The sequence below is a fragment of the Bacillus sp. FSL K6-3458 genome, assembly GCF_038005045.1.
In the GTDB taxonomy this organism is placed as follows: domain Bacteria; phylum Bacillota; class Bacilli; order Bacillales; family Bacillaceae; genus Bacillus; species Bacillus altitudinis.
Genome location: NZ_JBBOSI010000001.1, coordinates 2,935,861 through 2,948,125 on the forward strand (window position 1 = coordinate 2,935,861; position 12,265 = coordinate 2,948,125).

Consider the following 12,265-nt stretch of genomic DNA (forward strand, 5'->3'; position numbering starts at 1 on the left):
ATATACCAATAGTAGAAAGGAACATGTGATATGGCGCAAAAGGATATTTTCTCAGCAATGATGTTTGGTCAGCCGCTTGAAAAGGAGAAAAGCAAGACAGAAAAAAAGGAGGAGCGTGCAGATACTTCTTCAAGTGATGACTCCATTGACTACATGCATGTCATGAATCAAATTGGAAACATTATGAACTCCATCGATGAGCTGAAGCCTGTGTTTAAAGATGTCGGCCCTATGATTAGTGCCTTCAAGAAAAAATTATCATAAAAAAAAAGCCACTATTCTGTGGCTTTTTCTGATGCTGCATCTGCTTTTCCAAGCTCATATGCCTCTTGCATGACAGATGTAAACAAAGAGAGAAGCGGCTGAAGTGCTTGTGGATCAAGCTGAATCCCTGCTTTATCTAATTCTTCTTTTGCTTGTGGAAAATACTTCATCGCAATTTGTAAAAACTCCATCGATTTTTCGTGCTGCATGTTCAAAGTCCTCACTTTTCATTTGGCAATTTGCCTGTTTTTTTGTAATTCGCAATATCCTTCTCAATGTCTTTCACAAAAGCGCGGTCTATGGTTGAGCTAAATTTCCCCATTTCGATCACTCCTTCTTTAAAGTCAAAGGAGTACTCACCTTGTTCGTTTAGCTTGCCTTCATTAAACTTCTTCGCAATGATACTGTACGCTTTATCGACATGCTGTACAGTGCTAGTTAACACCGTATGGCTTCCAAGGTTGGATTGATCAGTGACATATCCGATCGCAGATAAATTGTCGGTTTTGATTTGTTCAATGACAGGGATATTATAACCATCACCTGCTGGATACACAACATCTACACCTTGTTTTTTCAATTTTCGATAGAGGTTCACGGCTTTGTCAGCATCATCCCAGTTTTCGACAAATTCCGCTAGGACTTGCACATGTTCGTCCTGATATTTTGCACCTTTGATAAAACCGTCTACTTCACTTTGCCAATCATATGTAGCCAGAATACCAATCTTTTTTGTTTTGGACATATGTGCTGCTGTCATGCCTCCGAAAAAGCCCATTGCTTCTCCTTTAAACGTGACGTTTGTGACATTATCAGCTTGAGGCTTGCCTCCATTGACCGTGATAAATTGTGTTTTCGGATAATCTTCACTGATCAAGTTGAAAATTTCGCTGTATTCATTGCCATGGCCAATAATCAAATTGACTCCTTTTTTATGAAATTCTTCAATGGCATCAACGATTTTCTCCTTGTCGACCATCCCTTCCTTATAATAAACATCTACACCAAATGTTGATTGGATATTTAATAAGCCTTTATAACCTTTCGTTCCCCAAACTTGATCATTAATCGTATCGGGGACGAGTAAACCCACCTTCTCAATATGTCCTTTTAACGGCGCCTGCGAGCAGGCAGATAGCATAAGAAGAAGGAACGAAAAGATCATGACAAGCCGCTGGTACTTCATGCCATGTTCAACTCCCTTTGCAACACGCAGGCATGAACCTGTATGTTAAATATAGGTTTATTTTATACTGAAAAAAGATAAGATGGAAGATCATTCTTGCTTTTTGTCGAAAAATGTTGAGTTTTGTCTTTTCCATTCTGCTATGATTTCTTCTGCTTGTTTGTCACCTGTTTGTCTTTCTACCTTCAATTGATGGATCATTTCCTGCCTTTGATCAGTACGTGCCCACTTTAAAAGCTCCTTTGCGACATCTTCTACAAAAAATGCGTGATCGTCCTTTATTCGTCTCTCTTCATGGAGTGTCCACGGACCAAACATGCGTGGAAGGATAACAGCCGAAACGCTTTGTTCATGCGAATGGCTTTCGGGTTCTTCGTAAAACAAGCGGTATATGCCATGCTTCGCTTCGAGGTCTGTCTCTCTGTTCATTGAATCATCTGATTGAAAAAAGATCAGGTCATATGCCTCTTTCCTATCTTGACCATCAATAACGCGGACAAGATCATTGCGGCCGAGCCACATCATCCGCTCTTCTAATAACATTTTTTGCTCCTCTGACTGCTCCTTAGGATATGTGATATCCACTTGTATGCCCTCTTTCATCATATATTCACAAAGTGTCAGTCCAAAAAATTCATCTGCACCTATGATCAGTCCTGTTTCCATGTTCATGTCCCCTTTTTTAGCATATCGAATAAAAAGAAGAGCCCTTTCCATGAAGGGCTGTTATCATCCTATTCATTACAATTCTCTTTCATGCGATTTATAAAACTTGTGAATGGACTGAAAGATTCTTCTTGGATGATCAAACATATGCAAGGTAAGGTCCATCTGACAATGGTCTGGATTCATCATATGTTGATCAATAAAAGGCTTTGCATGTAGTTCATAGGCATACGGTGCGCCGTTTAATCTCTGCCATATATGAATCGGTACATGAGCTGAATGAACGGGGCAAGAAGGAAGTGGATACGTTTCTGCTTCCTTTGCAGAGCACCCATAGCTCTGTGCGAGTTCTTTCATGAACTGTTTGTAGAAGAATTTGTGTTCCTTTTCTCTTTCTCTTTGTGCTTGCAGGTGTAGACATGGATTCATCATGGCTATAGACCTTAGCACTTCTGGCATTTCTTCGGCAAGACTCATGGCGACAAGTGCGCCCATTCCCTCTGCCAGCACATGAATTTCCCGGTTTAATATTTCTTGTTTTAATGTGTGATGAACAAGCTGTTTCGCACTAAAAACAGCATCTTCACATCCCCAGTGATTCCCATGAAGATGACTATTAAACAATGTATATCCTTCATCCTTTAAAGCAGTTAAAAGCTGGTTTCTTCCGTAATGCTGAAGCCAGAATGATGTATTTTCCTGCACAAAGTGATTTCGGTCACCGAGGATTAGAATGCCAAAGCCATTTGGTTTTTGAGGAAGGTGAATGACGTTCCACTGGGAACCAAGCTGGAAAAAACGTTCGCTTACACCCATATGGCCAGCCTCCTTTCAGTGATTCTGCTTTCTATGATATGAACAACAACTCTTGTAGGAATAAGGAAATCCCCTAAAGACAGAAGAATTCTTTTTATTTTTATAGTAGAAGGTCTCAAAATGGTCACATAAAGGCGGAAAACAGTCTTTTCTCTGAACTCGTATCTATGGTATGATAGTCAATAGATTGTTACATAAAGGACGGTGGAATAATGCATTACATTATCACCCTCATTTGGACTTTTCTGCTGACACATATGGCTGGTTACATCGTTTCATCTATGAATGGAGCTGCTTATGATTTTACGTTAACTTCCATTCTTGCCATAGTGTTTACGGTTATTTTATTCATCTTTGCTGAAGTAAGTCCAATGAAAGAAACAGAAAGTTCAACAGAACATTCTTAATATTGCTGGAAAAGAGCTAATGATTTGAGATTAGCTCTTTTTCTTTTTTTCAGAATGATGACTAGAAGTTGAGAGCGCACGCTAAAACCCCCTGCCGTCAATTACAGGGGGTTTTTGAGTTACACCTCAACCGTTTCGGACTTCTGTTTGTCTGCTGACAAATGGCTTTTCGCAAGCCCTGTGAACAGGAAGATCGCGATGCCCGAGAAAATTTCAAGCACACCACCCCCCGCAATGACAGGTCCTGCTCCAAAGCGTTCTGCCAGGACGCCCGATATGACGGCTGCAAGCGGGAGAAAGACATTTGATGACGCATTGATCACGGCATATACTTGCGGCTGATCTTCTTGGTCAACAGACGTTTGAATAATGACCATCTCTGGGACATTGATCGCACTGACGGCTGCACCAAAAATAAAGGAAGCTAGAAGAACGACTGGAAGCCATGTACTCATTCCAGTGATAAAGAATGCAGCACCTTCAATCATGCCTGCGACAATAAAGAACAAGCCGAATCTTTTGATTTTCACCTTCGCCAGTGCAAAGCCCATCATAAACGCACCGACTGCAGCGACACCTCTTAAAATGGAATACACCATTGAATCACTTTGCAGCGCTTCTGCTACATATACAGCGGATAATGCCTGCCACGGAGCTGCGGCGACATTCATTAAAATACAATAAAGGGTCAGTGCAAATAAAATATGATGATTTTTAACGACTAGAAAGCCTCTTTTTAAGTTATACAGATATGTATTCTTTGCTTGTTTAATGTCTGCTGCTTTTTCTGCATCTGACTTTTGGAGTTTAACGCCAATAATGAACAAGCCCGATATGATAAATAAAGCAGTGGTGATTAGGAGCGTATCTGCAGGGCCAATTAATTTGACCAAAAGACCAGCGACCATCACCGCAGCAAGTGCGACAATTTCAAAAGATGATTGCAGGATCGCATTTGCTTTTTGAATGAGATGCTTTGGAACAATCTGCGGCAGGATGGCCACAGAAGCCGGGTTATATGCTGCACCTGTTGCCGATTGAATAACCATTAATGAGATCAATAACCATAGAGGCAATATGTGCGAAAAATGCAGTAGTGGAATAATGAGTACAATGGTTGCTCGAATGACATCTGAAGCAAACATCCATTTAGATAAATGATGTCTTTTCATAAGAGGTCCTAGTATTGGGGCCAACAATGATGAAGGAAGAACTGTCACTGCTAGAAGAAGTCCGGTACCGAGCGCTCCATCCCCTCTTAAAATCAATAACCAAAGAACGGATGTAAAAGCAAAACTTTCTCCTGTATTTTTTATGAGTCTTGATATGAACAATGAGGTGAAGCGTTTATTCCAAACACTTTCACTGAGATTCATCTTTTCCATCACACAAATCCTTTCAACCTTATACTATTTTTACATATTTTACCTTAATCTTTCTTTTTTTCATACTATTTATTTGAAAATTGGAACTTAATTGTTTTTTATTATAAAGAAAAAAGAGGCATGACACATGCCTCTAAAGACTTATTCATATGGACTCTTAGTCAATTGCTTACGGCTTTCTTTGGTACGTCCAAACGCGGTTATGGTTCGAGTTATCCGGAAAGACGTCTCCTGCTTTAAGCTTTATCTTTAAAGGATCTTTCACCATACTACCGGTCTCACCGATTTCGATATAAACACCATTATTAGGTGCCTTATTACCAGATTTAAACTGATGCTGTTGACCCATTTCCATCCTCCTTTCTCGATTGATGTTATTATGTCCCGTCCATTGCCTCTCCAATCCAATATGTAAAAAGTCCCTGCTCAGTCGAGACAGGGACACTTGTGATTTATTTAGGTTGTTGATACATGAGCTCTTTGATTAACGCTTTTTGCACATGCAGGCGATTTTCTGCTTGCTGGAATACTTTAGAGTGTGGTCCATCAATGATATCAGCCGTCACTTCTTCTCCGCGATGTGCCGGCAGACAATGAAGGAAGATATAATCTGCTGCTGCATGTTGCATGAGTTCCTCATTGACTTGATATTCTTTAAATTCAGCTAGACGTTTCTCTGTTTCAGCTTCCTGTCCCATGCTTGTAAATACGTCTGAATAAATGACATCTGCATCCTGAACAGCAGCTACTGGATCTGTTGTGACGATGACTTCTGCGCCTGATTGTTTTGCAAACGCCTGAGCAGTGTCTGTCACCTCTTGAAGAGGTTCATAGCCTTTTGGTGATGCAACGGCAATGTCGCAGCCTAACTGCGCGCAGCCGACCATTAAGGAATGAGCCACATTATTCCCATCACCGATGTACGCCACTTTCACACCTTTTAGTGTGCCTTTTGCTTCTTTAATCGTCAGTAAATCAGCCAGTGCCTGACATGGATGAGAGTAGTCCGTTAGTCCGTTGATCACTGGAATAGTGGCGTATTTTGCAAGTTCTTCTACCTTCTCATGTTCAAAGGTTCGAATCATAATGCCATCTACATACCCAGACAGCACCTGCGCTGTATCACCAATCGTTTCTCCTCTGCCAATTTGCAGATCATTTGAGCTGAGGAAGAGCGCATGTCCGCCTAGCTGCGTCATGCCCGCTTCAAACGAGACACGGGTTCTAGTTGAAGATTTTTCAAAGATCATCGCTAATGTTTTTCCTTTGAATAAATCTTGATATGGATGTTGTTTCATTTCTTCTGCTTTTTCAATTAAGTACGCAATGTCATTGATCGAAAAGTCTTTTAACGATAAAAAGTCTTTTCCGTATAATGCCGGTTGCACGTCGACTTGGCTCATGCCGTCACTTCCTTTTTATATAATTCGTGGAGAGATACTGGTGATACATCTCCATCTTTTCCTTGCAGGAACGCTTGCGCCGTTTCATATTCGGTTAGAACTTGAACACCATGTGTGAGTGCTTTTACACGCTGTTCTTTTGCCTCTTCATCATCACCTAAATGAATGTGAAGCGATTTATCGTCTTGTTGCAGCCACGATTCAAAGCTGCCAGTCCAGACGTCAAAGCCTGCTCGTTTTGCTTCATCTACGAATAATTCACTGCCTTGTATAAAGAGGCTTCCTTTCTGTTTCCAGATCGGTGCAAACACTTTTTTCAAGGCACTTTCGACGTTCTTTCCTACACACATTCCTTCACCCGTCGCCTTCATTTCAGGTGTGAGCTTTAAATCGATATCTTGAATGGCATGTGAGGAGAAGACTGGGAATTTAACAGCTGTGCCCCCCTTATTCTTCGTTGCCGGTTTCAATTCTTCAAGCGTTGCACCAGCTAACAGCTGAGTCGCCATTGGGATCATGTCAACACCCATGACTTTACTTACAACTGGGACAGTCCGGCTTGCCCGAGGATTCACCTCTAATACGAGCGCCTGGTTCCCTTTTATCACAAATTGAATATTCATAATGCCTTTAAAAGCTAATTTCTTTGCGATTTGTTCAGAAGCGTTATACACCTGTTGTTTGATGTCTTCACTAATAGAGACACTTGGTAAGATGGCAAAGCTGTCACCTGAGTGTACGCCCGCTTTTTCAATATGCTCAACAATTGTTGGAATGAATGTCGTTTGTCCGTCTGAAATAAGATCCACTTCCACTTCTTTTCCAGTGACATACTCATCAATTAAGATCGGATAAGGTAAATGATCTGGCTGATCAAGTAGTTCTGCCAATTGAGCTTCTGTATGAACAACGATCATGCCCATTCCACCAATGACATATGATGGACGAATAAGAACAGGGTACCCGATGCTTGCAGCATGCCCCAGTGCTTCTTCTTTTGAATGAGCTGTATCTCCTTTTGCATGAGGAAGATTCAGTTCATCAAGAAGCTGATAGAATAAATCGCGATCTTCTAATGCATCTAGTGTGTCAAAGGACGTGCCTAACAAGGTAACGCCGGCTTTTTCTAAACCTTCCGCCACATTGATTGCTGTCTGCCCGCCAAATTGAACGATGACAAAATCAATTTGCTCCGCTTCAACTACGTTTAAAATATGTTCTAACGTGATCGGCTCAAAGTATAAACGATCTGCAATCTCATAATCGGTACTAACCGTTTCTGGATTATTGTTCATCATGATGGTTTCAAATCCAAGCTTTTGTAAAGTAAGAACGCCATGAACGGCACTATAATCAAACTCGACCCCTTGCCCAATTCGAATCGGACCAGAGCCAATGATGAGTGCACGCTGCTTTGTTTTCTCTTGATGCTCTCCATCACTTTTGCCAAAGTACGTAGAATAGAAGTAATTCGTTTTTGCATCGAATTCAGCCGCACATGTATCGACAATTTTAAATGAAGCGGCAATGCCATACTCTTGACGAAGCTGTCTGATATCTTGTTCACTGCGATCCGTCAGAGAAGCGATTGTTTCATCAAGGAAACCTTTTTCTTTCACCTTTCTTAAGGTGTCTTTGGATAGCGTCCCCTGATGATTCTTCAATTCTTGTTCGAGTGTGATCATATTCTTGAAGACATGTAAGAAAAACAGATCAATCTTCGTCGTTTCATGAATCGTTTCAACGGTTTCTTGTCTGGAAAGAAGCTCCATGACAGCGAAGAAACGGCGATCGTCCGGTGTTTTGATTAATTCAAACAACTGTTTAGTCGAATGTTCTTTCAGTTCAGGCAAGTGGAAGCCCTTTGTTTTGATTTCAAGTGATGCGACGGCTTTTTGAATGGCAGATTCTAAATTACGGTCAATCGCCATGACTTCACCAGTCGCCTTCATTTTTGTGCCTAATTTCCGGTCTGCCTGTTTAAATTTATCGAACGGCCAACGCGGGAATTTCACCACGACATAATCGAGTGCCGGCTCAAAGCTAGCATACGTTGTTCCTGTAAGCGGATTTTTCAATTCATCTAGTGTATAACCGACCGCAAGTTTTGCCGCCATTTTGGCAATCGGATAGCCTGTTGCTTTCGATGCAAGAGCAGAAGACCGGCTGACCCGAGGGTTGACCTCAATGACAAAATATTCTTTGCTGAGTGGATCGAGAGCGAATTGGATATTACAGCCCCCAACGACATCAAGCGCTGAAATGATTTTTAAGCTCGCTGAACGGAGCATTTGATAATCCTGATCCGTTAATGTCTGTGACGGTGCAACGACAATCGAGTCGCCTGTATGCACACCAACTGGATCGATATTTTCCATGTTACATACAGTGATACACGTATTTTGACGATCTCTCATGACCTCATACTCGACTTCTTTAAAGCCAGCAATGCTTTTTTCAACTAAGCACTGATGAATCGGACTCGCTAGAAGAGCACCTTCAATCAGCGGTTTAAAAGCCTCTTCAGTTAAAGCGATGCCTCCCCCTTTACCACCAAGTGTGTAGGCTGGTCGAAGAATGACGGGAAAACCCACTTCTTTTGCAAATTGAAGGGCGTCTTTCGCATTATCCACAATTTCACTTTCTGGTACAGGTTCATTCAAATGCTTCATGAGAGCACGGAATTTCTCACGATCTTCACCGTTTTCAATTGTTTCAACTGACGTTCCGAGCAGTTTTACCCCATGCTTTTTCAGCACACCGGCTTTTTCCAGCTCGACAGCAAGGTTTAAAGCCGTCTGTCCGCCAAGATTGGCTAAAAGACCATCTGGTTTCTCTTTTTCAATGATTCTTGTCACTGAATCAACTGAAAGCGGTTCAAAATAAATTTCATCAGCAAATGACTCGTCTGTCATAATGGTTGCTGGGTTGTTATTCACTAAGATGACGTTGTAGCCTTCTTCTTTTAAGGCCATACAACCTTGTGTTCCTGAGTAATCAAATTCTGCTGCCTGACCAATGATGATTGGACCAGACCCGATGACTAGAATGGTTTGTATGCTTTGATCTTTAGGCATGTGCGACTTCTCTCCTTGCTTGTTTCACTTTCTCAATAAAATCATCGAATACCCATTCACTTTCTGCAGGGCCTGGATGTGCTTCTGGATGAAATTGAACGGACATAATCAGCTTCTCTTTATGAATGAATCCTTCAACAGATCCGTCATTCACGTGGAGGAATTTGACGTCCACTTCTTTGTCATTCATGCTTTTTTCATTGACCACATAGCTATGATTTTGGCTTGTCATAAAGACACGTTTTGATTCTGTATCTTGTACAGGATGATTCGCCCCGCGGTGGCCAAAAGGAAGCTTATACGTATCCCCGCCAAGCGCAAGAGCAATTAATTGATGACCTAAGCAAATGCCTAATGTCGGGAAGGTCATCATGATGTCATGAATGGTTTTTAAATATGGCTTCATTGTTTTTGGATCTCCAGGTCCATTTGACAAAAGGATCGCATCTGGCTTGATATCAAATACCTTTTCCATTTGTTTGTACGGAATCACTGTGACTTTACAGCCGCGCGCTTCGAGTGAGTCCGCAATTGATTTTTTAAAGCCAAAATCAATGAGCGCTACATGATCCTCGCCGCTGCCTTGTGTGTATACTTCATCTTCTGTGACCTGCTCAACCACATTGTCTTGCTTCATTGCAGGTGGCGTTTCATTTTCGTCTAAACTAAGCACTGCATTCATCGTTCCATTGGCTCGAATGTTCTGCACGACTGCACGAGTATCTGTATGTGTAAGAAGCGGAATGTTCCACTTCTGTAAATAATCTTTTAAGCTTACGGCTGCAAGGTGATGAGAAAAATGGTCAGCTGCCTCATAGACAACGACCGCTTTCACTTGTGGTTTTTTGCTCTCAAAGTCTTCATGATTGATGCCGTAATTTCCGATGAGCGGATATGTGAAGACAATGATTTGTCCTTTATAAGAAGGATCTGTGAGCACCTCCTGATAACCTGTCATCCCTGTAAAAAAGACCACTTCACCTGTCATGCCAGCTTCTCCTGTCAGATCTCCTTCAAAAGAGGCTCCATCTTCTAAATTTAAATAACCTTTCATGCTTGTGTCACCCCACATTGAATAATTAATAATATAAATGCATGTTTATGCGTTCTGGTGTAAAAAAATTTAGACCGTTACTGCTTCATTTGCTAACACTTGAATGATGGCTTCAATGGCTTGATCCAATTCAACTTTTTTGACATTCAGCGGAGGTAATAAACGAATGACATTCGGACCAGCTGGAAGCACAAGCAAACCTTGCTCTCGAAGGGCTGTGATGTAATCACCTACTGGCTGATGACACTCAATTCCTGCCATTAATCCTTTGCCCCGTACTTCTTTCACGATGTTCAGCTGTTTGACTTCTTGCAGTCTCTTTAAAAGGTACGCACCCTTTTCTTTCACTTCTGAAAGAAAGTCTTCTTTGAATATTACATCAAGAGTTGCGTTCACAGCTGACATAGCGAGCATATTCCCACCAAATGTTGTGCCATGAGAGCCTGGAGAAAATGCATCCCCTAAAGTTTTTTTCCCTATCACTGCACCGACTGGAAATCCATTTCCTAAACCTTTTGCGGCTGAAATAATATCAGGATCAAGTCCCGATTGCTCATAGGCAAATGCTGTCCCTGTTCGCCCAATACCCGTTTGGATTTCATCTACGATCAGCAGCGCTTGATGTTTTTTGCAAAACGTTTGAACGGCTTCTAGAAATTCAGCTGTAGCTGGATTCACTCCACCTTCACCTTGCACCACTTCCAGCATGACCGCTGCGACATCATCGATTTCACACGCTGTGATCGCTTCAGGGTCATTAAACGGTACATAATGAAAGCCTTCCAGCATCGGTCCAAAACCAGTTTTGATTTTATCTTGACCTGTGGCAGCCATACCAGCATACGTGCGCCCATGGAAAGAGTGCAAAAACGTCACAATATTTGTTTTACCTGTTGCTTTTCGGGCCAATTTGATAGCCCCTTCATTCGCTTCAGCCCCGCTGTTGCAGAAAAATACGAGATCTCCTGAACTGTTGGCTGCCAGCTTTTCCGCTGCTTTTTCTTGCAGTCCATTTTCAAATAGATTTGATACGTGCCAGACCTCATCAAGCTGCTTCTTGATGGCTTGATTGACCTTTGGATGATTGTGACCTAAATTCGTGACCGCAATGCCTTGTATAAAGTCTAAATATTTTTTCCCAGTTGTATCAACTGCCCAAGAACCTTCTGCCTCTTTAATTTCAACATTCCACCGTCCGTACGTTTGAAAGAGATGACTCACAGGACCGCCTCCTTTTGTTTTACAATTCGAGTTCCTTTAAAGGTATCTCCTGTAAAAATACTGCCTTTTCCATTCACAATCATGACTTCATCCACATCTCCTGATAAAGCACTTAGCGCAGATTGCACTTTTGGAATCATTCCCCCGGAAATAATACCTTCATCGATGAGCTTGAGAGCTTCTTGTTCGGTGACAACGTCTAACAGCTCACCATTTTTTAAAATTCCTTCCACATCTGTGACAAACATGAGCTTATCAGCTTTCATAGCTCCTGCGACTGCTGATGCTGCAAGATCAGCATTTACATTTAACGTTTGGCATTCTTCGGTCATAGATAGCGGCGCAATGACGGGAATGAATTGTTTCTCCATTAGTGCTTCTGCCATCTCTGGATTGACTTCTTTGATTTCGCCAACGTACCCATATACATCTTGATCGAGAAAATCGGCGACAAGCATCTGTCCATCTTTACCAGATACACCGACAGATGATATATCATGCTTTGCCAACTCTGAAACAAAGTATTTATTCACCGTTCCTGAAAGGACCATTTCGGCTACCTCTAACACCGGCTTTGTTGTTTTGCGCTGTCCATCTACAAATTCCGTTTTCACTTCTAATTTTTGCAGCATGCTCGTGATTTCAGGACCCCCGCCATGTACGATAGCCAGTTTAAACCCAGCAGCTTGAAGTGAGCGGACATTTTCATAAAAGGTATCGGAAAGTTCTCGAATGACACTGCCTCCACACTTGAACACGATCGTTTTATCCATGTCTATCTCCTTC

General features: G+C 41.8%; 13 protein-coding genes. 2 read left to right on the forward strand and 11 right to left on the reverse strand.

Annotated features, from left to right (window positions below):
- Positions 1-30 precede the first annotated feature (30 nt).
- Positions 31-264: a hypothetical protein gene (locus MHH23_RS15540; RefSeq protein WP_116306712.1), complete on the forward strand. Its 234-nt coding sequence runs from the start codon at positions 31-33 to the stop codon at positions 262-264.
- An 11-nt stretch (positions 265-275) separates the two neighbouring features.
- Here MHH23_RS15540 and MHH23_RS15545 read toward each other — a convergent pair whose 3' ends face one another.
- From MHH23_RS15545 to MHH23_RS15560, 4 genes are all read right to left on the reverse strand, one after another.
- Positions 276-473 carry a ComZ family protein gene (locus MHH23_RS15545; RefSeq protein WP_008348507.1) on the reverse strand — a complete coding sequence of 66 codons (198 nt, stop codon included), beginning with the start codon at positions 471-473 and terminating at the stop codon, positions 276-278.
- A gap of 11 nt (positions 474-484) precedes the next feature.
- A complete protein-coding gene (locus tag MHH23_RS15550) occupies positions 485-1,450 on the reverse strand; it encodes a BMP family ABC transporter substrate-binding protein (RefSeq protein WP_193804220.1) in 966 nt (321 codons plus the stop codon).
- 90 nt (positions 1,451-1,540) lie between these two features.
- Entirely contained in the window at positions 1,541-2,116 is a 576-nt protein-coding gene (locus tag MHH23_RS15555; protein ID WP_039167361.1) for a hypothetical protein, read from the reverse strand.
- 75 nt (positions 2,117-2,191) lie between these two features.
- The gene (locus MHH23_RS15560; protein WP_007499048.1) at positions 2,192-2,932 is read right to left on the reverse strand and encodes a hypothetical protein; all 741 of its coding nucleotides are present in this window, start codon (positions 2,930-2,932) and stop codon (positions 2,192-2,194) included.
- A gap of 212 nt (positions 2,933-3,144) precedes the next feature.
- On the opposite strand from MHH23_RS15560, the gene MHH23_RS15565 reads away from it, so the two are divergent.
- Positions 3,145-3,339 carry a YjzD family protein gene (locus MHH23_RS15565; RefSeq protein WP_024720055.1) on the forward strand — a complete coding sequence of 65 codons (195 nt, stop codon included), beginning with the start codon at positions 3,145-3,147 and terminating at the stop codon, positions 3,337-3,339.
- A 119-nt stretch (positions 3,340-3,458) separates the two neighbouring features.
- Here the strand turns inward: MHH23_RS15565 and MHH23_RS15570 are convergent, their stop codons facing one another.
- The 7 genes from MHH23_RS15570 to argB all read right to left on the reverse strand — a co-directional run bounded on the left by MHH23_RS15570 (position 3,459) and on the right by argB (position 12,252).
- Complete coding sequence (locus MHH23_RS15570) at positions 3,459-4,724, reverse strand: MFS transporter (protein WP_268432030.1); 1,266 nt, start codon at positions 4,722-4,724, stop codon at positions 3,459-3,461.
- 169 nt (positions 4,725-4,893) lie between these two features.
- A complete protein-coding gene (locus tag MHH23_RS15575; RefSeq protein ID WP_008348517.1) occupies positions 4,894-5,073 on the reverse strand; it encodes a YjzC family protein in 180 nt (59 codons plus the stop codon).
- A gap of 103 nt (positions 5,074-5,176) precedes the next feature.
- Positions 5,177-6,127 carry an ornithine carbamoyltransferase gene (gene argF / locus MHH23_RS15580; RefSeq protein ID WP_268432029.1) on the reverse strand — a complete coding sequence of 317 codons (951 nt, stop codon included), beginning with the start codon at positions 6,125-6,127 and terminating at the stop codon, positions 5,177-5,179.
- A complete protein-coding gene (locus MHH23_RS15585; RefSeq protein WP_268432028.1) occupies positions 6,124-9,204 on the reverse strand; it encodes a carbamoyl phosphate synthase large subunit in 3,081 nt (1,026 codons plus the stop codon). The genes argF and MHH23_RS15585 overlap by 4 nt, the downstream gene beginning before the upstream one ends.
- Complete coding sequence (locus MHH23_RS15590; RefSeq protein WP_017367005.1) at positions 9,197-10,258, reverse strand: carbamoyl phosphate synthase small subunit; 1,062 nt, start codon at positions 10,256-10,258, stop codon at positions 9,197-9,199. Before MHH23_RS15590 ends, MHH23_RS15585 begins: the two co-directional genes overlap by 8 nt.
- A 69-nt stretch (positions 10,259-10,327) precedes the next feature.
- Positions 10,328-11,479 (reverse strand): acetylornithine transaminase, encoded by a 1,152-nt coding sequence (locus MHH23_RS15595; protein WP_340959795.1) that lies wholly within the window; start codon positions 11,477-11,479, stop codon positions 10,328-10,330.
- The gene (gene argB, locus MHH23_RS15600; RefSeq protein ID WP_017360181.1) at positions 11,476-12,252 is read right to left on the reverse strand and encodes an acetylglutamate kinase; all 777 of its coding nucleotides are present in this window, start codon (positions 12,250-12,252) and stop codon (positions 11,476-11,478) included. Before argB ends, MHH23_RS15595 begins: the two co-directional genes overlap by 4 nt.
- Positions 12,253-12,265 lie beyond the last annotated feature (13 nt).